Raw genomic sequence first — 23905 nt, forward strand, 5'->3', positions numbered from 1 at the left:
TGTCTACTATTTTAAACATTCCCCTCGTTGGTCTTTACAAACGAGGCTTTCTCGTTACAATAGAGGTAGTAACAAGAAAAGAGGAGAAGAGAATGATAAGCCTTGAAGAGATTGATCAAGTCATCCAGTCAGGTCCTTTTGAACCCACCTGGGACTCTCTTAGCCATCAAGTCTGTCCGGATTGGTATCGGGATGCCAAATTTGGAATGTTTATCCACTGGGGCGTCTACAGTGTACCTGCCTTTGGTTCAGAATGGTATTCGCGAAATATGTATATCCAAGGGAATCCTTGTTGTGACTATCATCGAGAGCATTTTGGAGACCAGGCCGGCTTTGGCTACAAGGATCTCATTCCTCTTTTTACAGCCGATCGCTTTGATCCGGCATCTTGGCTAGATCTCTTTCAAAAAGCGGGAGCCCAGTATCTTTTTCCAGTTGCGGAGCACCACGATGGTTTTCAGATGTATGCCTCTACTCTCTCGCCTTATAATAGCTTAGAAATGGGGCCGAGACGAGATGTCTTAGGAGAGCTGAGGGAGGAAGCAGAAAAACGTGGTCTGCACTTTTGTACGTCTTCTCACCGGGCAGAACACCAGTTTTTCTTTTCACATGGCAAGGAATTCACTAGTGACATTCCGCAAGAAGTCCCAAGAGACAGCCTTTATTGGCCAGCGGAGCCAGAGCCCAAGGATCATTTTGATCTGACTTCTAAGCCTTATCCAAGTAAAGAATTCTTGGAAGATTGGCTGTTGCGAACCTGTGAACTGGTGCGGGACTACCAACCAGAGCTCCTATATTTTGACTGGTGGATCCAGCATGAGAGTTTCCGTCCCTACTTGATGCGCTTTTTGGCTTATTATTACAATCTAGCAGCACAAGAGGATCGCAAGGTGGCTGTTTGTTACAAACAGGACGCCCTCCCTTTCGGTTCAGGAATCGTTGAGATGGAGCGGGGAGGATACGGAGAGACGCAAGCCTTTCCGTGGCAAATGGATACCGCGATCGCCCGTAATTCTTGGTGTTATACCCAGGATCTAGCCTACAAGACCAGTAAGGAATTGCTACAAAATTTAGTTGATGTTGTGGCCAAAAATGGCAATCTTCTGCTCAATATTGGACCCAAGGCAGATGGCACTATACCTGAGCAAGACCAAGACATCCTCACAGAGATCGGGGACTGGCTGGCGGTAAATGGAGAAGCCATTTATCAGAGTCGGCCTTGGCGGGTGTCATCGGACGGACCGACCGAGGCCCAGGAAGGTTCCTTCTCAGACGGGCAAGCGCCACTCTATACCAGCCAAGATTTCCGCTATACCATGCGTGATGGCTTTCTTTATGCCATCCAGCTGGAACCAAGTGGAAGGACGGAAGAGTTGACCTTGCCGTCTCTCGCCTATGATCTCAAGCAACCGAGAATTCTTCATGCGCGCATTCAAAAGCTAGAACTCCTTGGAGAAAGTCAGCTTCTTTCTTGGAGCCAAGATGAGACAGGGCTCCATCTTCAGTTACCAGCTTGTAGGAAAAAACAACCGCGTGTTTTGCGCCTCAGCTTTTAGTTTTCTTGAAGCTTTCTATAAGGAATCGTTTAGGTTTCTCTTGTATACTGTACTCATCCAATAAGAAATGAGGTACAGAAAATGAAAATCTCAGTTAATTATCCAAAACGCTTTAAGAAATTGCCACAACAAGGTTCTTGTTACGGCGAATAAACACTTCTCTTCATTTTTCATAAGAAACTCCTAAAGAAGGCTCTACCCGAAAGGGTAGAGTTTTTATGTACCAGAGACCTTGTGATTCGTGGTATAATAGGCCTATGGAAAAAAAGAATAAATTACTACTCATCGACGGGTCTTCCGTCGCTTTTCGTGCCTTTTTTGCACTCTATAATCAAATTGACCGTTTCAAAAATGCTAATGGTCTGCATACCAATGCGGTTTATGGCTTTAACCTCATGTTGAGCCATCTCTTAGAGCGCATCCAACCGACCCATGTCCTCGTTGCTTTTGATGCAGGAAAGACGACTTTTCGGACGGAGATGTATGCCGACTACAAAGGGGGCCGTGCAAAAACTCCAGATGAGTTCCGCGAGCAGTTTCCTTTCATTCGTGAGCAACTGGATCATTTGGGAATCCGCCATTATGAGCTGGCCCAGTATGAAGCGGATGATATTATTGGAACACTAGATAAGATGGCAGAATCAACTTCTGTTCCTTTTGATGTGACTATTGTCTCAGGGGACAAGGACTTGATTCAGCTAACGGATGACAACACAGTGGTTGAAATCTCAAAAAAAGGAGTGGCAGAGTTTGAAGAATTCACTCCAGCCTATTTGAAAGAAAAGATGGGACTGACACCGGAGCAATTTATCGATCTCAAGGCCTTGATGGGAGATAAGTCGGATAATATCCCAGGTGTCACTAAGATTGGAGAAAAGACCGGGATCAAACTGCTCCTTGAGTATGGCTCCCTCGATGGTATTTATGAGCATATCGATGAGATGAAGGCTTCTAAGATGAAGGAAAACCTCATCAACGACAAGGAGCAGGCCTACCTATCCAAGACCCTGGCGACCATCGACACCAATGCGCCTATCGAGATTGGTCTGGATGACATCACCTATACGGGTCCTCATCTAGAAAATCTTGCCAAGTTTTATGAGGAGATGGGCTTCAAGCAACTCCGTCAGGCCTTGGATCTCAGTGGAGAAGAAGCAGCTCCTGTAGCTATTGACTATACAGAAGTCGAGCAGGTCACTTCAGATATGCTCACGGAAGATAGTTTCTTCCATTTTGAGATTTTTGGGGACAATTACCATACGGAACCCATCATCGGTTTCGCATGGGGGACCAAAGGTCAGCTCTACGCGAGTACAGATACTGGTCTTTTACAAACACCGATTTTCAAAGAATTTCTCGAAAAAACGCCCCTCAAGGTCTATGACTTCAAACGGGCCAAGGTCTTGCTCAGCCACTTGGGCATTACCCTTCAAAATCCCGCGTTTGACAGTCGATTGGCCAAGTATCTCTTGTCGACCGTAGAGGACAATGAAATTTCAACCATTGCGAGTCTCTATAGTCAGATTGCGCTGCCGCTGGACGAAGTCGTTTATGGCAAGGGAGTCAAAAAAGCTATCCCAGAGAAGGCGGTCCTATTGGAGCATTTGGCACGGAAAGTCGCTGTTCTACTGGATACCGAAGAGCCTATGATGGAGCAGTTGCAAGCCCATGACCAACTAGATTTACTCTATGATATGGAGCAACCGCTAGCAGCTGTTTTGGCCAAGATGGAAATCGCGGGGATCAAGGTAGAGCGTCAGACCCTAGAAGACATGCAGGTGGAAAACGAAGTGGTCTTGGAACGCTTGACTCAAGAAATTTACGAGCTGGCAGGCGAAGAGTTTAACATCAATTCTCCAAAACAATTGGGGGTCATCCTCTTTGAAAAATTGGAACTTCCTCTTGAATACACCAAAAAGACCAAAACCGGCTATTCAACAGCCGTTGATGTCTTGGAACGCCTGGCTCCAATTGCCCCGATTGTGTCTAAGATTCTTGAATACCGCCAAATTGCTAAGATCCAGTCGACCTATGTCATCGGTCTTCAAGATTGGATTTTGGAAGATGGGAAGATCCATACCCGCTATGTACAGGATTTGACGCAGACAGGACGCTTGTCCAGCGTGGATCCCAACTTGCAAAACATTCCTGTCCGTTTGGGACAAGGTCGTCTTATTCGCAAGGCCTTTGTCCCAGAAGAGGAAAACAGTGTCTTGCTGAGTTCGGATTATTCACAGATCGAACTGCGCGTCTTGGCTCATATTTCGGGAGATGAGCATTTGATTGATGCCTTTAAACATGGGGCAGATATCCATACATCGACTGCTATGCGAGTTTTCAATATTGAAAAACCAGAAGATGTGACGCCGAATGACCGGCGTAATGCAAAAGCGGTAAACTTCGGTGTGGTTTATGGAATTTCCGACTTTGGACTGTCTAACAACCTAGGGATCAGTCGAAAAGAAGCCAAGGCCTACATTGAGACTTACTTCGAACGCTACCCTGGTATCAAGGACTATATGGAGAGAGTGGTACGGGAAGCGCGTGACAAAGGCTATGTAGAAACCCTCTTCAAGCGTCGTCGGGAGATTCCAGATATCAATTCTCGCAACTTCAATGTTCGAGGCTTTGCGGAGCGAACGGCTATCAACTCACCCATCCAAGGATCGGCAGCCGACATCTTGAAAATTGCCATGATCCACTTGGACCAAGCGCTAGAAAGAGGAGCATACAAGACCAAGATGCTTCTTCAAGTGCACGATGAAATCGTTCTGCAAGTGCCAAGTGATGAACTGGCAGCGATTAAAGAACTCGTCAAAGAGACTATGGAATCCGCTATCGAACTTGCAGTTCCACTGGAAGCTGATGAGAATGAAGGCAAAACATGGTATGAAGCCAAATAAGATTGAGTTTGTTTAAAACAGAAAGCGGTAGGAGACTTTTCAGTTTCCTACCGTTTTTAACGACAAACACTTGCAATGCCCTTCGTATTGTTATACTATGTTAAAGAAAGGAAACGCATACAAAAAGGAGATTCATATGGCCTATTCATTTTGCAATCCTAGTGATGGTATTATCAAACATTACCTAGAAACCAGCAAGATCATCGCTGTAGTTGGATTATCTGATCGTGAAGACACAACCAGTCATCGTGTCAGCAAGGAGATGCAAGAGCGGGGCTATCGAATTATTCCCGTTAATCCTCGTGCAGCCGGTGGCCAAATCCTTGGAGAAACGGTGTACGCTAGCTTGCAGGAGATCCCTTTCCCAGTAGATATCGTCGATGTATATCGTCGCAGTGAGTTTTTACCAGATGTGGCACGTGATTTTATTGAGACGGATGCGAAAATTTTCTGGGCACAATTGGAGCTGGAAAATCAAGAAGCAGAAGAAATCCTTCGTGGAGCTGGACGAGAAGATATTGTCATGAACCGCTGTATCAAACGGGAACACACCCGACTGCTCTTAGGAGACTCCCTATACGGTTTATAAATGATAAACAATTGACATAGAAGAAAACCCCAGCAAGCTGGGGTTTTCTTCTTACTCTTATTCAGTTTCATGGCTTGGATGGCCTGTAAAATGGCGCGGCCCTTGTTTAATCTGCTTGATTTGATCATAAAAGGCAATTTGGCAGTTGATAAAGTAAGGCATGGTATAAAAGCCGATGACATCGCGCGTGAAGTAATTCAAGAAGTACCAACCAATCAAGGTTAGATCGAGCACCAAGCGATTGCTGCGGAACCCTTTCATGGTTTCACGACTTTGGCGAAGCACTCCAAAGGCTCCCTTGTAGTCGCCGTCTCGTAATTGCTCGTAGAGGATCAATTCAACCAAACTGAGACTGTAGTATTGTGGCAGGTAAAAGAAGAGGCCGAGTAGGCCCAGTACGACACCGGCCGTCATCAGAGGCATTTGTTGCATGAGAGATTGAAATTCAGGACTGGAAGCACTCAAAGTACTAGGGTTGCTTACCTTGTCGTAGATCGCCAAAAATCGAATGCTAGCGTAGGTGCTGATGAGGCTCCCTACATAGAGGATGAGTCCCCATAAAAAGAGGACGGCTTGCTTCAAGATCAAGGTGGCAAATACAGAGGTAAAGCGATCTTGTTTAAAGATATCTAAGACGCGTGTTCGGTGTTCAATCTTGGGATTAATCGCATCTAAATAGCTAAAAGTTGCACCGACCACTAAAATGGAGATGACAAAGGAGACAACAGAAGGAAAGAGCTGCCGCTGGATCATGTAAACACTTGCTTGCTGCAAGGTCATATCCGGTAGTAGATCGATCAGATCTTGCCCGCTTAAGAGAAAGTTAGCAAGAATGGTCAGCAGGGCCGGAAGAGCAAAAAGGATAGCTAAGCCCGGTTGCTGGATTTGCATGGTGCGTGCCCGGAGGCGAATCAATTTAAGGTTCATAGATGACACTCTCTTCATAGTAGTACTTTTTATTATAACATAAGTCCGTGACAGAGCCGGTAAAATTTGGTACAATCGTACAGGTGCTCACAGGAAAACTGTGACAGGAATAAGAAGGCTGGGACTGTCTTTCCCAGTACGGAGGTAACCATGACAGATTCACCGATTCAATATCGATTAATCAAAAAAGAAAAGCATACAGGTGCTCGTCTGGGAGAAATTATCACCCCTCACGGGACCTTCCCGACCCCAATGTTTATGCCTGTAGGAACTCAGGCAACTGTTAAGACTCAATCACCAGAAGAACTCAAGGAAATGGGCTCCGGAATTATCTTGGCTAACACCTACCATCTTTGGCTTCGTCCGGGGGATGATCTAGTCGCAAAAGCAGGAGGATTGCACCAGTTCATGAACTGGGATCAGCCCATTTTGACAGATAGTGGAGGTTTCCAAGTCTATTCACTAGCGGATAGCCGCAATATCACCGAAGAAGGGGTGACCTTTAAAAACCACCTCAACGGCTCGAAGATGTTCCTTTCTCCAGAAAAGGCTATTTCCATCCAAAACAATCTAGGGAGCGACATCATGATGTCCTTTGACGAATGTCCTCAGTTCTATCAGCCCTATGATTATGTGAAAAAATCGATCGAACGGACCAGTCGTTGGGCAGAACGTGGACTGAAGGCTCACCGTCGCCCTCATGATCAAGGTCTTTTCGGGATTGTCCAAGGGGCTGGATTTGAAGACTTGCGCCGTCAGTCTGCTCAAGATCTGGTCAGTATGGACTTCCCAGGCTATTCCATTGGTGGCTTAGCTGTTGGGGAAAGCCATGAAGAGATGAATGCCGTGTTGGATTTCACAACTCCACTCTTACCAGAAAACAAGCCGCGCTATCTCATGGGAGTGGGGGCTCCAGACAGTCTGATCGATGGGGTTATTCGTGGAGTGGACATGTTTGACTGTGTCTTGCCGACGCGGATTGCGCGAAACGGGACCTGTATGACTAGCCAAGGACGCCTGGTAGTGAAAAATGCGCAATTTGCAGAAGACTTTACACCGCTGGATCCCGAATGTGATTGCTACACTTGTAAAAATTACACCCGAGCTTATCTTCGCCACCTCCTCAAGGCAGATGAGACCTTCGGCATTCGCTTGACCAGCTACCACAACTTGTATTTCTTGATCAACCTCATGAAGCAGGTCCGTCAAGCCATCATGGATGACAATCTCTTAGAATTCCGTGAGCATTTCGTTGAAAAATATGGCTATAACAAATCAGGACGGAATTTCTAGAAATAGATAAATAGGAAGAAAAAAGACTACAGCCATCTGAGAATAATAGGAATAACTGCTAGACGCAGTGGTTGATTGGTATCTTTGTTCGCTTGTTAAGCTCCAAAGATAACCTAATCAACTGTGCGGGGGCGAGACGACGAACAAATTGGATATAAATTTGTTCTGTCTCGCTCCCTTTTTCCTATATAATAGCAACTTTTTTAGCACGCTTTTTCTTTCGAAAACACTTTCATCAAAAAAACGAAAAAAATCTTCTCAAATCCCTTGCATTGGGCCTTTGTTTGTGTTAAACTACTATGGTGCTGTGAAAAACAGCTATTAGCTTTGATGCAAGAGGTTGCGACACGCTCGGTTGCATTGCCACGCAACGCGCGTCGGTTTTCTTGTGGAGCTAGCCTATTATCTTAAATAGACGAAAAGGAGAAAAAGATGGCAAACAAAAAAATCCGCATCCGTTTGAAAGCGTACGAACACCGTACACTCGACACAGCGGCTGCAAAAATCGTAGAATCAGCTACTCGTACAGGTGCACAAGTTGCGGGTCCAATCCCACTTCCAACTGAGCGTAGCCTCTACACAATCATTCGTGCGACTCACAAATACAAAGATTCTCGCGAACAATTCGAAATGCGTACACACAAACGTTTGATCGACATCATCAACCCAACTCAAAAAACAGTTGACGCTTTGATGAAATTGGATCTTCCAAGTGGTGTAAACGTAGAAATCAAACTTTAATCTAAAGCTTGATCAAGAGCATAAAAAACGCTCGTTAAAAACTTTTTGAATAAAAAACTATAGAAAAGGAACTATTTTCTCATGACAAAAGGAATCTTAGGGAAAAAAGTGGGAATGACTCAAATCTTCACTGAAGCTGGCGAATTGATCCCTGTAACAGTTATCGAAGCAACTCCAAACGTTGTTCTTCAAGTTAAAACTGTTGAAACAGATGGTTACAACGCTATCCAAGTTGGTTTCGATGACAAACGCGAAGTATTGAGCAACAAACCTGCTAAAGGACATGTAGCAAAAGCTAACACGGCTCCTAAGCGCTTCATTCGTGAATTCAAAAACGTTGAAGGCTTGGAAGTTGGTGCTGAAATCACAGTTGACACTTTCGAAGCTGGAGACATTGTTGATGTAACTGGTACTTCTAAAGGTAAAGGTTTCCAAGGTGTTATCAAACGCCACGGGCAATCACGTGGACCTATGGCTCACGGTTCTCGTTACCACCGTCGTCCAGGTTCTATGGGACCTGTTGCACCTAACCGCGTATTCAAAGGTAAAAACCTTGCAGGACGCATGGGTGGCGATCGTGTAACGATTCAAAACCTTGAAGTTGTACAAGTTGTTCCAGAAAAGAACGTTATCCTTATTAAAGGTAACGTACCAGGTGCTAAGAAATCTCTTATCACTATCAAGTCAGCAGTTAAAGCTGGTAAATAATAAGGAAAGGGGAATACAGTCAAAATGGCAAATGTAACATTATTCGACCAAACTGGTAAACAAGCGGGCGAAGTTGTTCTTAACGATGCGATCTTTGGTATCGAACCAAACCAAGCAGTTGTATTTGATGTAATCATCAGCCAACGTGCTAGCCTTCGTCAAGGGACTCACGCAGTTAAAAACCGTTCAGCCGTTTCAGGTGGCGGACGCAAACCATGGCGTCAAAAAGGAACTGGACGTGCTCGTCAAGGTTCTATCCGCTCTCCACAATGGCGTGGTGGTGGAATCGTCTTCGGACCAACTCCACGTAGCTATGCGTACAAACTTCCTCAAAAAGTTCGTCGCCTTGCACTTAAATCTGTTTACTCAGAAAAAGTTGCTGAAAACAAATTTGTAGCCGTTGATTCTCTTGAATTTACAGCTCCAAAAACTGCTGAATTTGCAAAAGTTCTTGCAGCTTTGAGCATCGATTCTAAAGTCCTTGTTATTCTTGAAGAAGGAAATGAATTCGCAGCTCTTTCAGCTCGTAACCTTCCAAACGTGAAAGTTGCGACTGCTACAACTGCAAGTGTTCTTGACATCGCAAATAGTGACAAACTTCTTGTTACTCAAGCAGCTATCTCTAAAATCGAGGAGGTTCTTGCATAATGAATTTGTATGATGTTATCAAAAAACCTGTTATCACTGAAAAGTCAATGGCTCAACTTGAAGCAGGCAAATATGTATTCGAAGTTGACACTCGCGCTCACAAACTTTTGATCAAACAAGCTGTTGAAGCTGCGTTTGAAGGTGTAAAAGTTGCGAATGTGAACACTGTAAACGTAAAACCTAAAGCAAAACGCGTTGGACGTTACACTGGTTTTACTTCAAAAACTAAAAAAGCTATCATCACGCTTGCAGCTGATTCTAAAGCAATCGAGTTGTTTGCTACTGAAGCTGAATAATCTAAGGAGGAAATATCGTGGGAATTCGTGTTTATAAACCAACAACAAACGGTCGCCGTAATATGACTTCTTTGGATTTCGCTGAAATCACAACAAACACACCTGAGAAAACTTTGCTTGTTTCTCTTAAAAACAAAGCAGGTCGTAACAACAACGGTCGTATCACTGTTCGTCACCAAGGTGGTGGACACAAACGTCATTACCGTTTGATCGATTTCAAACGTAACAAAGATGGAGTTGAAGCAGTCGTTAAAACGATCGAATACGATCCAAACCGCTCAGCTAACATCGCGCTTGTATACTACACTGACGGTGTGAAAGCTTACATCATCGCCCCTAAAGGCCTTGAAGTAGGTCAACGCATTGTATCAGGACCAGAAGCAGATATCAAAGTCGGAAATGCTCTTCCGCTTGCTAACATCCCAGTTGGTACTTTGATCCACAACATCGAATTGAAACCTGGTAAAGGTGGAGAATTGGTACGTGCTGCTGGAGCTTCTGCTCAAGTATTGGGTTCTGAAGGTAAATATGTACTTGTTCGTCTTCAATCAGGCGAAGTTCGTATGATTCTTGGAACTTGCCGTGCTACAGTTGGTGTTGTCGGAAACGAACAACATGGACTTGTAAACCTTGGTAAAGCGGGACGTAACCGCTGGAAAGGTGTTCGCCCTACAGTTCGTGGTTCTGTAATGAACCCGAATGATCACCCACACGGTGGTGGTGAAGGTAAAGCACCAGTTGGACGTAAAGCGCCATCTACTCCTTGGGGTAAACCTGCGCTTGGTCTTAAAACTCGTAACAAGAAAGCGAAATCTGACAAACTTATCGTTCGTCGTCGCAACCAAAAATAATCATAAGCAACTAGCTTACACTTTCCGCCAGCTCGGTAGCGCTGCATAGCAGCGCAAGCCGCTGTGGTACTAAATTTTAAAGGAGAAAATTACAAAATGGGACGTAGTCTTAAAAAAGGACCTTTCGTCGATGAGCATTTGATGAAAAAAGTTGAAGCTCAAGCAAACGACGAAAAGAAAAAAGTAATTAAAACTTGGTCACGTCGTTCAACGATCTTCCCAAGTTTCATCGGATACACTATCGCAGTTTATGATGGACGTAAACATGTACCTGTTTACATCCAAGAAGACATGGTAGGTCACAAGCTTGGTGAATTTGCACCAACTCGTACTTACAAAGGTCACGCGGCAGACGACAAGAAGACACGTAGAAAATAAGGAGAACATAAATGGCAGAAATTACTTCAGCTAAAGCAATGGCTCGTACAGTGCGTGTTTCACCTCGTAAATCACGTCTTGTTCTTGACAACATCCGTGGTAAAAGCGTAGCCGATGCCATCGCTATTTTGACATTCACACCAAACAAAGCTGCAGGGATCATCCTTAAAGTGTTGAACTCAGCAGTAGCAAACGCTGAAAACAACTTTGGTTTGGAAAAAGCTAACTTGGTAGTATCTGAAGCATTCGCAAACGAAGGACCAACAATGAAACGTTTCCGTCCACGTGCGAAAGGTTCAGCATCACCAATCAACAAACGTACAGCTCACATCACAGTAGCTGTTGCAGAAAAATAAGGAGGTAAACTCGTGGGTCAAAAAGTACATCCAATTGGTATGCGTGTTGGTATCATCCGTGATTGGGATGCCAAATGGTATGCTGAAAAAGAATACGCGGATTACCTTCATGAAGATCTTGCAATCCGTAAATTCATTCAAAAAGAATTGGCTGACGCAGCCGTTTCAACTATTGAAATCGAACGCGCAGTAAACAAAGTTAACGTTTCACTTCACACTGCTAAACCAGGTATGGTTATCGGTAAAGGTGGAGCAAACGTTGATGCACTTCGTGCAGCTCTTAACAAATTGACTGGTAAACAAGTCCACATCAACATCATTGAGATCAAACGTCCTGATTTGGATGCTCACCTTGTTGGTGAAGGAATTGCTCGTCAATTGGAACAACGTGTTGCTTTCCGTCGTGCACAAAAACAAGCGATCCAACGTGCTATGCGTGCTGGAGCTAAAGGAATCAAAACTCAAGTATCAGGTCGTTTGAACGGTGCAGATATTGCCCGTGCAGAAGGATACTCTGAAGGAACTGTTCCACTCCACACACTTCGCGCTGATATCGATTACGCTTGGGAAGAAGCAGACACTACTTACGGTAAACTTGGTGTTAAAGTATGGATCTACCGTGGTGAAGTTCTTCCAGCTCGTAAAGACGCTAAAGGAGGTAAATAACCAATGTTAGTACCTAAACGTGTAAAACACCGTCGCGAATTCCGTGGTAAAATGCGCGGTGAAGCAAAAGGTGGAAAAGAAGTAGCATTCGGTGAATACGGTCTTCAAGCTACAACTAGCCACTGGATCACAAACCGTCAAATCGAGGCTGCTCGTATCGCCATGACTCGTTACATGAAACGTGGTGGTAAAGTTTGGATTAAGATTTTCCCACACAAATCATACACCGCTAAAGCTATCGGGGTACGTATGGGATCTGGTAAAGGGGCTCCTGAAGGTTGGGTAGCACCAGTTAAACGTGGTAAAGTGATGTTCGAAATTGCTGGTGTATCTGAAGAGATCGCACGCGAAGCGCTTCGTCTTGCTAGCCACAAATTGCCAGTTAAAACTAAATTTGTGAAACGTGAAGCAGAATAAGGAGAGGTCATGAAACTTACAGAAGTAAAAGAATTTGTTAAAGAACTTCGTGGTCTTTCTCAAGAAGAACTCGCGAAGCGTGAAAATGAATTGAAGAAAGAATTGTTTGAACTTCGTTTCCAAGCGGCTGCTGGTCAATTGGAACAAACTGGACGTTTGAAAGAAGTGAAAAAACAAATCGCTCGTATCAAAACTGTTCAATCAGAAGCTAAATAATAGACTAGGGAAGGAGAATTTCAATGGAACGCAATAATCGTAAAGTTCTTGTTGGACGCGTTGTGTCTGACAAAATGGACAAAACAATCACAGTTGTAGTTGAAACTAAACGTAACCACCCAGTCTATGGTAAACGTATCAACTATTCTAAAAAATACAAAGCTCATGATGAAAACAATGTTGCTAAAGAAGGCGATATCGTTCGTATCATGGAAACTCGTCCGCTTTCAGCTACAAAACGCTTCCGTCTTGTAGAAGTCGTTGAAGAAGCGGTCATCATCTAATCATACCTGAAAGGAGAAAACGTAAATGATTCAAACAGAAACTCGTTTGAAAGTCGCTGACAACAGTGGCGCACGCGAAATCTTGACAATCAAAGTTCTTGGTGGTTCAAAACGTAAATTCGCGAGCATCGGTGATGTAATCGTTGCATCAGTAAAACAAGCTACTCCTGGTGGTGCGGTTAAGAAAGGTGACGTTGTAAAAGCTGTTATCGTTCGTACTAAATCAGGTGCTCGTCGTAAAGATGGTTCATACATCAAATTCGACGAAAATGCAGCAGTAATCATCCGTGACGACAAAACTCCTCGCGGAACTCGTATCTTTGGCCCAGTTGCACGTGAATTGCGTGACGGTGGTTTCATGAAGATCGTGTCACTTGCTCCAGAAGTACTTTAATCAATAAAAAAACAAACACAGTCCCCTGGCATAAGCCAGGGTGCCCATCGGGCGTAAGAATAAAAGGAGAATAAAATGTTTGTAAAAAAAGGCGACAAAGTTCGCGTAATCGCTGGTAAAGACAAAGGCGTAGAAGCTGTTGTTCTTACTGCTCTTCCAAAAGTAAATAAAGTTGTTGTAGAAGGTGTAAACATCATCAAGAAACACCAACGTCCAAATAACGAAAACCCTCAAGGTGCAATCGTTGAAAAAGAAGCTCCAATCCATGCTTCTAACGTTCAAGTTTTGGACAAAAACGGTGTTGCTGGACGTGTTGGCTACAAATTTGTAGACGGCAAAAAAGTTCGCTACAACAAAAAATCAGGCGAAGTGCTTGACTAATCACGAAGGAAAGGAGAAGTATAATGGCTAATCGTTTAAAAGAAAAATACCTTAATGAAGTAGTACCATCATTGACTGAACAGTTCAACTATTCATCAGTTATGGCTGTGCCAAAAGTTGATAAAATCGTTTTGAACATGGGTGTTGGTGATGCAGTATCAAATGCTAAAAACCTTGAAAAAGCTGCTGAAGAGCTTGCTTTGATCTCAGGTCAAAAACCATTGATCACTAAGGCTAAAAAATCAATCGCCGGCTTCCGTCTTCGTGAAGGTGTTGCGATCGGTGCAAAAGTTACCCTTCGTGGTGAACGTATGTACGAATTCTTGGATAAATTGGTAACAGTTTCACTTCCACGTGTACGTGACTTCCATGGTGTTCCAACTAAATCATTTGATGGACGCGGAAACTACACACTTGGTGTGAAAGAACAATTGATCTTCCCAGAAATCAACTTTGATGATGTTGATAAAACTCGTGGTTTGGATATCGTAATCGTAACTACAGCGAACACAGACGAAGAATCACGTGCATTGCTTACTGGCCTCGGAATGCCGTTTGCAAAATAATATAGGAGGTAAAACTAATGGCTAAAAAATCTATGATTGCTAAGAACAAACGCCCAGCGAAGTTCTCTACTCAAGCATACACTCGCTGTGAACGTTGTGGACGTCCACACTCAGTTTACCGCAAGTTTAAACTTTGCCGTGTTTGCTTCCGTGAATTGGCATACAAAGGTCAAATCCCAGGTGTCACAAAAGCATCTTGGTAATTTAAGATATCAAGGGCGTTAAAACTCCAAGTGAAAATAGGAAACTTGACGAAGAAACTTTAGTTTCTAGGAAAGTTTATCTTTTTCACACAGAGTTTAGCCCGGGTTCAGTTGGGCTTGCCAATTTGAACACGAGCTACAGCTTTGGCAAAAAAGACCAATTTTCTTTGGAGCATCGCTCCTGCATCAAATTGCCTATTTTTGCTCTCGCTGTTACGCTCACTGTATCATGTATTAACTAGCAAGTGCAACTTGCAAACTACTAGTAAGAGGAGAAATTATAATGGTTATGACTGACCCAATCGCAGACTTCCTTACACGTATTCGTAACGCTAACCAAGCAAAACACGAAGTACTTGAAGTACCTGCATCAAACATCAAAAAAGGGATTGCTGAAATCCTTAAACGCGAAGGTTTTGTAAAAAACGTTGAATTCATCGAAGATGACAAACAAGGCATCATCCGTGTATTCTTGAAATACGGACAAAACGGTGAAAAAGTTATCACAAACTTGAAACGTGTATCTAAACCAGGTTTGCGTGTTTACAAAAAACGTGAAGATCTTCCAAAAGTTCTTAACGGACTTGGAATTGCTATCCTTTCAACTTCTGAAGGTTTGCTTACTGATAAAGAAGCACGCCAAAAGAACGTTGGTGGGGAAGTTATCGCTTACGTTTGGTAATATTTAGTTCCCGATTTCGTTGTGACTCTTCGTTATTGTCTCTTGCCTAACCCAAAGTTATGTCTGCGAGACAATGCCTTGATTCACTTAGAAAATGAGACCTAAACATTAACTTTTAAATCAAAAAGATTTAAACCCCGTGAAAACTGGCCCGCAAAGGTCTGACAATTTAACAGGAGAATAAAAAACATGTCACGTATTGGTAATAAAGTTATCGTGTTGCCTGCTGGTGTTGAAATCACTAACAATGACAACGTTGTAACTGTAAAAGGACCTAAAGGAGAACTTACTCGTGAGTTCTCAAAAGATATTGAAATCCGTGTGGAAGGTACTGAAGTAACACTTCACCGTCCAAACGATTCAAAAGAAATGAAAACAATCCACGGAACAACTCGTGCCCTTTTGAACAACATGGTTACTGGTGTATCAGAAGGATTCAAGAAAGAACTTGAAATGCGCGGGGTTGGATACCGTGCACAACTTCAAGGATCAAAACTTGTTTTGGCTGTTGGTAAATCACACCCAGACGAAGTTGAAGCTCCAGAAGGAATTACTTTTGAACTTCCAAACCCAACAACAATCGTTGTTAGCGGAATTTCAAAAGAAGTAGTTGGTCAAACAGCTGCTTATGTACGTAGCCTTCGTTCACCTGAACCATACAAAGGTAAAGGGATCCGTTATGTTGGTGAATACGTTCGCCGCAAAGAAGGTAAAACAGGTAAATAATGTAGTTTGGTTGTTTTTCAACCAACCTTCATCTTACCAACTCAGTGCTTAGCACATGATTTTAAAATTAAGAGGTGAAAATTGTGATTTCGAAACCAGATAAAAACAAAATCCGTCAAAAACGCCACCGTCGCGTTCGCGGAAAACTCTCTGGAACTGCTGATCGCCCACGTTTGAACGTATTCCGTTCTAATACAGGCATCTACGCTCAAGTAATTGATGACGTAGCGGGTGTAACGCTCGCAAGCGCTTCAACTCTTGACAAAGAAGTTTCAAAAGGAACTAAAACTGAACAAGCCGTTGTTGTCGGCAAACTTGTTGCTGAACGTGCAGTTGCTAAAGGTATTTCTGAAGTGGTGTTCGACCGCGGTGGATATCTATATCACGGACGTGTTAAAGCTTTGGCTGATGCAGCTCGTGAAAACGGATTGAAATTCTAATAGGAGGACACTAGAAAATGGCATTTAAAGATAATGCAGTTGAACTTGAAGAACGCGTAGTTGCCATCAACCGTGTAACAAAAGTTGTTAAAGGTGGACGTCGTCTTCGTTTTGCAGCTCTTGTAGTTGTTGGTGACCGTAATGGCCGTGTTGGATTTGGTACTGGTAAAGCTCAAGAAGTTCCAGAAGCAATCCGTAAGGCTGTTGAAGATGCTAAGAAAAACTTGATCGAAGTTCCTATGGTTGGAACAACAATTCCACATGAAGTAACATCAGTATTTGGTGGAGCTCGTGTATTGTTGAAACCAGCTATCGAAGGGGCTGGGGTTGCTGCAGGTGGAGCAGTTCGTGCCGTTGTCGAATTGGCAGGTATTGCAGATGTTACATCTAAATCACTTGGATCAAACACTCCAATCAACATCGTTCGTGCAACTGTTAACGGTTTGGCACAATTGAAACGCGCTGATGAAGTTGCTGCCCTTCGTGGTATTTCAGTTTCTGACTTGGCTTAAGAAAGGAGATTCAAATGGCTCAAATTAAAATTACTTTGACTAAGTCTCCAATCGGACGCATCCCGTCACAACGTAAAACTGTTGTAGCACTTGGACTTGGCAAATTGAACAGCTCTGTTATTAAAGAAGATAACCCAGCAGTACGTGGTATGATCACTGCTGTATCTCACTTGGTAACAGTTGAAGAAGTAAAATAATCTATTTAAAATAGAAACAAAGTTTTCAGGGGTATGAGAAGTTCTCATCCCCTAAAACTAAATATAAGTATAGGCGAGTTTGTAGTTAGGACACCTTTTCCTGATTACATGCGTTAGCAATTTACAAAAGAGGAGAAAATAAATAATGAAACTTCATGAATTACAACCTGCTACAGGTTCACGTAAAGTCCGCAACCGTGTTGGTCGTGGTACTTCATCTGGTAATGGTAAAACTTCTGGCCGTGGTCAAAAAGGTCAAAAAGCTCGTAGCGGTGGCGGTGTACGTCTTGGTTTTGAAGGTGGACAAACTCCATTGTTCCGTCGTCTTCCAAAACGTGGATTTACAAACATCAACGCTAAAGAATATGCTATTGTGAACCTTGATCAATTGAACGCCTTTGAAGATGGTGCTGAAGTAACTCCAGTAGTACTTGTAGAATCAGGAATTGTAAAAGCTGAAAAATCAGGTATCAAAATTCTTGGTAACGGAGAATTGACTAAGAAGTTGACTGTTAAAGCAGCTAAATTCTCTAAATCAGCTGAAGAAGCTATCACTGCTAAAGGTGGTTCAGTTGAAGTCATCTAAGTGAGGTGACCTATGTTTTTTAAATTATTAAAAGATGCATTTAAGGTGAAACAAGTACGGTCGAAGATTTTATTTACGATCTTCATCATTCTTGTTTTCCGCATTGGGACCACGATTACAGTGCCTGGTGTAAATGCGAAAATTCTGAACAACCTTCAAGATGTGTCCTTCTTGAACATGCTCAGTTTGGTTTCTGGGAATGCCATGAGGAACTTCTCAGTTTTCGCATTAGGGGTTAGCCCATACATTACAGCTTCGATCGTCGTGCAACTTTTGCAAATGGATCTGTTGCCTAAGTTTGTTGAATGGGGCAAACAAGGGGAAGTTGGTCGAAGAAAGCTCAACCAAGCAACACGCTATATTTCTTTGGTTCTAGCCTTTGTTCAATCCATCGGGATTACAGCCACCTTCCACACTTTGTCTCAGGCGAAATTAGTCGCAACTCCAAATACCAAGACCTATCTATTAATCGGTGCGATTCTGACGACCGGTTCCATGATTGTGACTTGGCTTGGAGAACAAATCACAGATAAAGGGTACGGTAATGGTGTTTCAATGATTATCTTTGCAGGGATTGTGTCATCAATTCCTGAGATGATTAAAGAAATCTATGAAAATGCATTTGTGAATGTTCGTTCTGGTCAAATGACCAATTCCCTCATTTTTGTTGGGGTATTAATCCTTGCTGTCTTGGTTATTGTTTACTTTACAACCTTTGTGGAGCAAGCACAATACAAGATTCCAATCCAATATACAAAGATTGCACAAGGAGCTCCATCAAGTTCTTACCTACCTTTGAAAGTAAACCCAGCAGGAGTTATTCCTGTCATCTTCGCTAGTTCGATTACAGCAGCGCCTGCTGCAATTTTCCAAGTGATTAGCGCTATGGGTTACAATGCAGGATGGGTGAAAACAGCTCAAGCCATGTTGGCTACAAACACACCAACTGGTGTGGCAATGTATGCCTTATTGATCATTCTCTTCACCTTCTTCTACACGTTTGTTCAGATCAATCCTGAAAAAACGGCAGAAAACCTTCAAAAGAGTGGTGCCTATATCCCAGGCGTCCGCCCTGGTAAGGGGACAGAAGAGTTTATGTCTCGTTTGCTACGTCGTTTAGCAAGCGTCGGATCAGTATTCCTTGGCTTTATTACCATCATTCCAATCCTGGCTCGAGATTTATTTGGTTTGACAGATGCAGTTGCTCTTGGAGGAACTAGTTTGTTAATCATTATTTCAACAGGTATTGAGGGAATGAAACAATTAGAAGGCTACTTATTAAAACGTAAGTATGTCGGATTTATGGACACAACAACAGAATAGAATAAGGTTGACTTTGTCAGCCTTCTATTTTGTTTTTAAATGGAAATAGGAATTCGCTCCTGCTTCCATTTAAAAACAAAATAAGGAGAATTCATCATGAATCTTTTAATTATGGGGTTGCCTGGAGCAGGTAAAGGAACTCAAGCAGCTAAAATCGTTGAAGAGTTTCACGTAGCGCATATCTCCACTGGAGATATGTTCCGCGCAGCGATGGCTAACCAAACTGAAATGGGTGTGCTTGCAAAATCATACATTGATAAAGGTGAGTTGGTACCAGATGAAGTAACCAATGGAATTGTAAAAGAACGCCTTGCTCAAGATGATATTAAAGAAACAGGTTTCTTGTTAGACGGATATCCACGTACCATTGAGCAAGCTCATGCTTTAGATAAAACATTGGCTGAACTTGGTATTGAGCTTGAAGGTGTTATCAACATCGAAGTAAATCCAGACAGTCTTTTAGAGCGTTTGAGCGGACGTATCATTCATCGTCAAACTGGAGAAACTTTCCATAAAGTATTCAATCCACCAGTTGATTACAAAGAGGAAGATTACTACCAACGTGAAGATGATAAACCTGAGACAGTAAAACGTCGTTTGGATGTTAATATTGCCCAAGGTGAACCAATCATTGAATTTTATCGTTCAAAAGGACTCGTACATGACATCCAAGGGAACCAAGATATCAATGATGTATTTTCAGACATTGAAAAAGTCTTGTCAAATTTGAAATAAAAGCGTTTTTCATGCTTGCAATATTGGACAACTAGTGTTACAATTAGTTAGTCTGACTTATAATTGTTACCTCTGTGCTCAGAGGAATGAATCGAAATTTATGGAGGTACTTTTGCGTGGCAAAAGACGATGTGATTGAAGTAGAAGGCAAAGTAGTCGATACAATGCCGAATGCTATGTTTACGGTTGAACTTGAAAATGGACATCAGATTTTAGCAACAGTTTCTGGTAAAATTCGTAAAAACTATATTCGTATTTTAGCGGGAGATCGTGTTACAGTGGAGATGAGTCCGTACGATTTGACACGTGGACGTATCACATACCGCTTTAAATAATCGAAAAACTTGGAGGGATAAAAATGAAAGTAAGACCATCGGTCAAACCAATTTGCGAATACTGTAAAGTAATTCGTCGTAATGGTCGTGTTATGGTAATTTGCCCAGCAAATCCAAAACACAAACAACGTCAAGGATAAGATAGAAAGGAGAAAACATGGCTCGTATTGCTGGAGTTGACATTCCAAATGACAAACGTGTAGTAATTTCATTGACTTATGTGTACGGTATCGGACTTCCAACATCTAAGAAAATCCTTGCTGCTGCAGGCGTTTCTGAAGATATTCGTGTTCGCGATCTTACACCAGATCAAGAAGATGCTATCCGTCGTGAAGTTGACGCAATCAAAGTTGAAGGTGACCTTCGTCGTGAAGTAAACTTGAACATCAAACGCTTGATGGAAATCGGTTCATACCGTGGTATCCGTCACCGTCGTGGACTTCCAGTTCGTGGACAAAACACTAAAAACAATGCTCGCACTCGTAAAGGTAAAGCTGTTGCGATTGCAGGTAAGAAAAAATAAAATAAAATAAGGAGGTAAAAATCTTGGCTAAACCAACACGTAAACGTCGTGTGAAAAAGAATATCGAATCTGGTATTGCTCATATTCACGCTACATTTAACAACACAATTGTTATGATTACTGATGTGCATGGTAACGCAATCGCTTGGTCATCTGCAGGTGCACTTGGATTTAAAGGTTCTCGTAAATCTACACCATTTGCTGCTCAAATGGCATCAGAAGCTGCTGCAAAAGCTGCTCAAGAACACGGACTTAAATCTGTTGAAGTAACTGTTAAAGGTCCTGGTTCAGGTCGTGAGTCTGCTATTCGTGCACTTGCTGCTGCTGGTCTTGAAGTAACTGCAATCCGCGATGTAACTCCTGTACCACACAATGGTGCTCGTCCTCCAAAACGTCGCCGTGTATAATCATCAACAATTACACAGCTTTTCGTTTAAGAGGGAGTATAGCAAATGATTGAGTTTGAAAAACCAAATATAACAAAAATTGATGAAAACAAAGATTATGGCGTGTTTGTCGTAGAACCACTTGAACGTGGCTATGGTACAACACTTGGAAACTCACTTCGTCGTGTACTTCTGGCTTCACTTCCAGGTGCAGCTGTCACTTCAATCAACATTGAAGGTGTACTCCACGAATTTGATACCGTTCCAGGAGTCCGTGAAGACGTTATGCAAATTATTCTTAACGTTAAAGGAATCGCCGTTAAATCTTACGTCCAAGACGAAAAGATTATTGAACTTGATGTAGAAGGACCTGCAGAAGTAACTGCTGGAGATATTCTTACTGATAGTGACATCGAAATTGTAAACCCTGATCATTATCTATTTACAATCGGAGAGGGAGCATCTTTGAAAGCGACGCTTACTGTAAACAGTGGACGTGGCTATGTTCCAGCTGATCAAAACAAAAAAGATGATGCACCAGTGGGAACACTTGCTGTAGATTCAATCTATACGCCAGTGACTAAAGTCAATTACCAAGTTGAACCAGCACGCGTTGGTAGCAACGATGGCTTTGACAAGCTAACCCTTGAAATTTTGACAAATGGGACAATCATTCCAGAAGATGCCTTAGGTTTGTCTGCTCGTATTTTGACAGAACACCTAAATCTATTCACAAACTTAACTGAAATTGCTATTGCAACAGATGTTATGAAGGAAGTAGATACAACTTCTGATGATCGCATTTTAGAACGTACGATCGAAGAATTAGATCTTTCAGTTCGTTCATATAACTGTTTGAAACGTGCTGGCATTAATACTGTTTACGATTTGACTGAAAAATCAGAAGCAGAAATGATGAAAGTTCGTAACTTGGGACGTAAGAGTCTTGAAGAAGTTAAAATCAAACTTGCCGACTTAGGCCTTGGGTTAAAAAACGATAAATAGAGGAGGAATACATGGCTTACCGTAAACTAGGACGCACTAGCTCACAACGTAAAGCGATGCTTCGCGATTTGACTACAGATCTTATCATCAATGAAGCAATTGTAACAACTGAAGCACGTGCGAAAGAAATCCGTAAATCAGTTGAAAAAATGATTACTTTGGGTAAACGTGGTGATTTGCATGCACGTCGTCAAGCTGCTGCATTCGTACGTAACGAAGTTGCATCACAAAACTTTGATGAAGAAACAGGTAAATACTCAGAAACAACTGCACTTCAAAAATTGTTCTCTGAATTAGCACCTCGTTATGCTGAGCGCAATGGTGGATATACTCGTATCCTTAAAACTGAACCACGTCGTGGTGATGCTGCGCCAATGGCTATCATCGAATTGGTATAATATCATCAATTTTGTTGAGTGTTATGATGATGGAATACACTGTTATTCTTAGTCTAGCTCTGGTCTACCGCTGGGGATTTTCCCCAGCGGGAACACTCATCATATTGAATGAATGGTAGACGCTTGTTTACGAAATTGCTTTAATTTAAAACAATTTCGTAAGCAGGCGTTTTGTCTTGCTTTTCATGAGTAGTCGAGAATAGCAAAAAATGATATAATGGAACCCATATCTCCAATAGAAGAAAAAGGATTCAATGACAAAACAACAAGCAATTAAATTACTAAAAGAGAAGTACCTTAGTAATATGAAAGAGGATTCGGAACTCTTTGTCGGAGTTGAATTAGAGTTTCCGATTGTAGAAACAAATGGAAACAAAACAAATATAGAGGTGACGAAAAATCTTTTTCGAACCTTAGCCAACTTATCAGATTTTGAAGTTGAAAAAATAGATGACGATCAAAATCCCATTCAATTGATTCACTGCTCTTCTAAAGATCGTATTCTATTCGAGTTGAGTTACAATACAATTGAATTTGCATTTGAGAGAGCTCATTCTATAAATGAGGTAGCCAAACGTTTTGAGGCCTATTTAAAGATCATTCAACCGATTTTGCAAGAAAATAATCACGAAATCCAAGGGCGCGGAATCCATCCTTTGTGGAAAGAAAATGATAATAGCCCAGTGAAAATCGAACGATACAAGATGTTAATGGCTTTCCTTGCAATGAATGGTACAGGGATGAAAACACACTCCTATCCTTCGTACGGAGCATTTATATGCGGAAACCAGGTTCAATTGGATGTAAGGCGCGATAACTATCTTCGCATCATTAATGCATTTAATAAAATTGAAGCAGTAAAAGCATATTTGTTTTCTAACTCAGAATTTTCAGCAGAGGTTTGGGATACAAAAATTGCCAGAGATATTTTCTGGGAAGAATCCTTACATGGTTATTATAAGGAAAATGTAGGGATTTATCCTAAGGACTACCAAAGCGAAGAAGAGTTTTTTAATAATCTCGCTAGAACAGCTATTTTTACGGCAATTAGAGAGGGCAAATCATATTATTTTAAACCAATTCGAGTGGAAAACTATCTAGATCAAAAAGAAATTACGGCCTATACGGCTGATGGAAATGAGAAGATCATTAACCCTGTAAAAGAAGATCTAAAACAACATCGAAGTTACCAATTTCAAGATTTAACTGCTCGTGGGACTGTGGAATTTAGAAGCGTTTGTACACAACCATTAGAAACCACCTTTGCCCCGATAGCCTTTGAGTTGGGCTTGTTTGTAGAATTAGAAAAACTGGAAAACTATTTAGAAGAATGTTCATTTTTTAAAAATGAAGAACAGGACTATCGAAAACTTAGAAAGAAATATTCAAAGAAAAATCTAAGTGAAAAGGAAAAAGAAGCGATACAATCCTTTTCAAAAGATCTTCTGGACATAGCTAAAGCAGGATTAATTAAAAGAGGTTATGGAGAAGAAAAATTTCTCATCATTAACAAAGAACTAGACTAATAGAAAAGCCTGTAATACAGGCTTTTCTTTGTTTATTTCAAAAAAACTTTCAAAAAAATAAAAAATTTTGGAAAAAAGTATTGACAGTAAGGGTAGGTCATGATATACTAATATAGTTGTCGCGCGAGAGCGACAAAGACCTTTGAAAACTGAACAAG

35 protein-coding genes are annotated in these 23905 nt (G+C 42.0%); 34 read left to right on the forward strand and 1 reads right to left on the reverse strand.

Features of this window, described 5'->3' with window-relative positions; genetic code table 11:
• Positions 1-92: 92 nt before the first annotated feature.
• The 3 genes from QM870_RS07455 (at position 93) to QM870_RS07465 (ending at position 5048) form a co-directional block, all read left to right on the forward strand.
• Positions 93-1556 (forward strand): alpha-L-fucosidase, encoded by a 1464-nt coding sequence (locus QM870_RS07455; RefSeq protein WP_340281865.1) that lies wholly within the window; start codon positions 93-95, stop codon positions 1554-1556.
• Positions 1557-1813: 257 nt separating this feature from the next.
• On the forward strand, positions 1814-4459 hold the full coding sequence (polA, locus tag QM870_RS07460; RefSeq protein ID WP_414369245.1) for a DNA polymerase I: 2646 nt from the start codon (positions 1814-1816) through the stop codon (positions 4457-4459).
• Between the two features lie 136 nt (positions 4460-4595).
• The gene (locus tag QM870_RS07465; RefSeq protein WP_414369247.1) at positions 4596-5048 is read left to right on the forward strand and encodes a CoA-binding protein; all 453 of its coding nucleotides are present in this window, start codon (positions 4596-4598) and stop codon (positions 5046-5048) included.
• A 57-nt stretch (positions 5049-5105) separates the two neighbouring features.
• On the opposite strand, the gene QM870_RS07470 is transcribed toward QM870_RS07465, so the two are convergent.
• Positions 5106-5975, reverse strand: coding sequence for a DUF975 family protein (locus tag QM870_RS07470; RefSeq protein ID WP_414369249.1), 870 nt, complete (start codon positions 5973-5975; stop codon positions 5106-5108).
• Between the two features lie 150 nt (positions 5976-6125).
• Here QM870_RS07470 and tgt point away from each other — a divergent pair, with 150 nt between their 5' ends.
• From tgt to QM870_RS07625, 31 genes are all read left to right on the forward strand, one after another.
• Entirely contained in the window at positions 6126-7268 is a 1143-nt protein-coding gene (gene tgt, locus QM870_RS07475) for a tRNA guanosine(34) transglycosylase Tgt (protein WP_129299720.1), read from the forward strand.
• Positions 7269-7700: 432 nt separating this feature from the next.
• Positions 7701-8009 (forward strand): 30S ribosomal protein S10, encoded by a 309-nt coding sequence (gene rpsJ, locus QM870_RS07480; RefSeq protein WP_003009585.1) that lies wholly within the window; start codon positions 7701-7703, stop codon positions 8007-8009.
• An 81-nt stretch (positions 8010-8090) separates the two neighbouring features.
• Entirely contained in the window at positions 8091-8717 is a 627-nt protein-coding gene (gene rplC / locus QM870_RS07485; RefSeq protein WP_003010846.1) for a 50S ribosomal protein L3, read from the forward strand.
• A gap of 24 nt (positions 8718-8741) precedes the next feature.
• Positions 8742-9365: a 50S ribosomal protein L4 gene (rplD, locus tag QM870_RS07490; protein WP_003009591.1), complete on the forward strand. Its 624-nt coding sequence runs from the start codon at positions 8742-8744 to the stop codon at positions 9363-9365.
• A complete protein-coding gene (locus QM870_RS07495; protein ID WP_003009593.1) occupies positions 9365-9661 on the forward strand; it encodes a 50S ribosomal protein L23 in 297 nt (98 codons plus the stop codon). Before rplD ends, QM870_RS07495 begins: the two co-directional genes overlap by 1 nt.
• Before the next feature lie 17 nt (positions 9662-9678).
• A complete protein-coding gene (gene rplB / locus QM870_RS07500; protein ID WP_414369251.1) occupies positions 9679-10512 on the forward strand; it encodes a 50S ribosomal protein L2 in 834 nt (277 codons plus the stop codon).
• A 96-nt stretch (positions 10513-10608) separates the two neighbouring features.
• On the forward strand, positions 10609-10890 hold the full coding sequence (gene rpsS, locus QM870_RS07505) for a 30S ribosomal protein S19 (protein ID WP_000533766.1): 282 nt from the start codon (positions 10609-10611) through the stop codon (positions 10888-10890).
• A gap of 11 nt (positions 10891-10901) precedes the next feature.
• Positions 10902-11246 (forward strand): 50S ribosomal protein L22, encoded by a 345-nt coding sequence (rplV, locus tag QM870_RS07510; RefSeq protein ID WP_000818139.1) that lies wholly within the window; start codon positions 10902-10904, stop codon positions 11244-11246.
• Between the two features lie 12 nt (positions 11247-11258).
• On the forward strand, positions 11259-11912 hold the full coding sequence (gene rpsC, locus QM870_RS07515; protein ID WP_003002336.1) for a 30S ribosomal protein S3: 654 nt from the start codon (positions 11259-11261) through the stop codon (positions 11910-11912).
• 3 nt (positions 11913-11915) lie between these two features.
• Positions 11916-12329, forward strand: a complete 414-nt coding sequence (gene rplP, locus QM870_RS07520) for a 50S ribosomal protein L16 (protein ID WP_000960947.1) — start codon at positions 11916-11918, stop codon at positions 12327-12329.
• Positions 12330-12338: 9 nt separating this feature from the next.
• On the forward strand, positions 12339-12545 hold the full coding sequence (rpmC, locus tag QM870_RS07525) for a 50S ribosomal protein L29 (protein WP_003002350.1): 207 nt from the start codon (positions 12339-12341) through the stop codon (positions 12543-12545).
• Positions 12546-12568: 23 nt separating this feature from the next.
• Positions 12569-12829 carry a 30S ribosomal protein S17 gene (gene rpsQ, locus QM870_RS07530; protein WP_000440801.1) on the forward strand — a complete coding sequence of 87 codons (261 nt, stop codon included), beginning with the start codon at positions 12569-12571 and terminating at the stop codon, positions 12827-12829.
• Between the two features lie 25 nt (positions 12830-12854).
• Positions 12855-13223 (forward strand): 50S ribosomal protein L14, encoded by a 369-nt coding sequence (gene rplN / locus QM870_RS07535; protein WP_003002384.1) that lies wholly within the window; start codon positions 12855-12857, stop codon positions 13221-13223.
• Positions 13224-13298: 75 nt separating this feature from the next.
• Positions 13299-13604: a 50S ribosomal protein L24 gene (gene rplX / locus QM870_RS07540; protein ID WP_003002315.1), complete on the forward strand. Its 306-nt coding sequence runs from the start codon at positions 13299-13301 to the stop codon at positions 13602-13604.
• A 23-nt stretch (positions 13605-13627) separates the two neighbouring features.
• Positions 13628-14170 (forward strand): 50S ribosomal protein L5, encoded by a 543-nt coding sequence (gene rplE / locus QM870_RS07545; protein ID WP_003009606.1) that lies wholly within the window; start codon positions 13628-13630, stop codon positions 14168-14170.
• A 17-nt stretch (positions 14171-14187) separates the two neighbouring features.
• A complete protein-coding gene (locus tag QM870_RS07550) occupies positions 14188-14373 on the forward strand; it encodes a type Z 30S ribosomal protein S14 (RefSeq protein ID WP_001085699.1) in 186 nt (61 codons plus the stop codon).
• 283 nt (positions 14374-14656) lie between these two features.
• The gene (gene rpsH / locus QM870_RS07555) at positions 14657-15055 is read left to right on the forward strand and encodes a 30S ribosomal protein S8 (protein ID WP_003010897.1); all 399 of its coding nucleotides are present in this window, start codon (positions 14657-14659) and stop codon (positions 15053-15055) included.
• Between the two features lie 189 nt (positions 15056-15244).
• On the forward strand, positions 15245-15781 hold the full coding sequence (gene rplF / locus QM870_RS07560) for a 50S ribosomal protein L6 (RefSeq protein ID WP_003009612.1): 537 nt from the start codon (positions 15245-15247) through the stop codon (positions 15779-15781).
• 83 nt (positions 15782-15864) lie between these two features.
• Entirely contained in the window at positions 15865-16221 is a 357-nt protein-coding gene (gene rplR, locus QM870_RS07565; protein WP_003010871.1) for a 50S ribosomal protein L18, read from the forward strand.
• Positions 16222-16238: 17 nt separating this feature from the next.
• Positions 16239-16733: a 30S ribosomal protein S5 gene (gene rpsE / locus QM870_RS07570; RefSeq protein WP_003009617.1), complete on the forward strand. Its 495-nt coding sequence runs from the start codon at positions 16239-16241 to the stop codon at positions 16731-16733.
• 14 nt (positions 16734-16747) lie between these two features.
• Complete coding sequence (gene rpmD, locus QM870_RS07575) at positions 16748-16930, forward strand: 50S ribosomal protein L30 (RefSeq protein WP_002894509.1); 183 nt, start codon at positions 16748-16750, stop codon at positions 16928-16930.
• A gap of 145 nt (positions 16931-17075) precedes the next feature.
• Entirely contained in the window at positions 17076-17516 is a 441-nt protein-coding gene (gene rplO / locus QM870_RS07580) for a 50S ribosomal protein L15 (protein WP_003002405.1), read from the forward strand.
• A 12-nt stretch (positions 17517-17528) separates the two neighbouring features.
• Positions 17529-18839, forward strand: a complete 1311-nt coding sequence (secY, locus tag QM870_RS07585) for a preprotein translocase subunit SecY (protein ID WP_023920186.1) — start codon at positions 17529-17531, stop codon at positions 18837-18839.
• Between the two features lie 96 nt (positions 18840-18935).
• Positions 18936-19574: an adenylate kinase gene (locus QM870_RS07590; protein WP_021154254.1), complete on the forward strand. Its 639-nt coding sequence runs from the start codon at positions 18936-18938 to the stop codon at positions 19572-19574.
• 116 nt (positions 19575-19690) lie between these two features.
• Positions 19691-19909: a translation initiation factor IF-1 gene (infA, locus tag QM870_RS07595; RefSeq protein ID WP_001029883.1), complete on the forward strand. Its 219-nt coding sequence runs from the start codon at positions 19691-19693 to the stop codon at positions 19907-19909.
• Between the two features lie 23 nt (positions 19910-19932).
• Positions 19933-20049 carry a 50S ribosomal protein L36 gene (gene rpmJ, locus QM870_RS07600; protein WP_001808836.1) on the forward strand — a complete coding sequence of 39 codons (117 nt, stop codon included), beginning with the start codon at positions 19933-19935 and terminating at the stop codon, positions 20047-20049.
• A 17-nt stretch (positions 20050-20066) separates the two neighbouring features.
• Positions 20067-20432: a 30S ribosomal protein S13 gene (gene rpsM, locus QM870_RS07605; RefSeq protein ID WP_003009631.1), complete on the forward strand. Its 366-nt coding sequence runs from the start codon at positions 20067-20069 to the stop codon at positions 20430-20432.
• Positions 20433-20455: 23 nt separating this feature from the next.
• Positions 20456-20839: a 30S ribosomal protein S11 gene (gene rpsK, locus QM870_RS07610; protein ID WP_003002390.1), complete on the forward strand. Its 384-nt coding sequence runs from the start codon at positions 20456-20458 to the stop codon at positions 20837-20839.
• Positions 20840-20884: 45 nt separating this feature from the next.
• Complete coding sequence (locus QM870_RS07615; protein WP_003009635.1) at positions 20885-21823, forward strand: DNA-directed RNA polymerase subunit alpha; 939 nt, start codon at positions 20885-20887, stop codon at positions 21821-21823.
• A gap of 11 nt (positions 21824-21834) precedes the next feature.
• Entirely contained in the window at positions 21835-22221 is a 387-nt protein-coding gene (gene rplQ / locus QM870_RS07620; RefSeq protein ID WP_003002399.1) for a 50S ribosomal protein L17, read from the forward strand.
• Between the two features lie 254 nt (positions 22222-22475).
• Positions 22476-23747: a glutamate--cysteine ligase family protein gene (locus QM870_RS07625; RefSeq protein ID WP_049472516.1), complete on the forward strand. Its 1272-nt coding sequence runs from the start codon at positions 22476-22478 to the stop codon at positions 23745-23747.
• The last annotated feature ends 158 nt before the right edge of the window (positions 23748-23905 follow it).

It is taken from the genome of Streptococcus parasanguinis (genome assembly GCF_047463195.1).
Taxonomy (GTDB): domain Bacteria; phylum Bacillota; class Bacilli; order Lactobacillales; family Streptococcaceae; genus Streptococcus; species Streptococcus parasanguinis_R.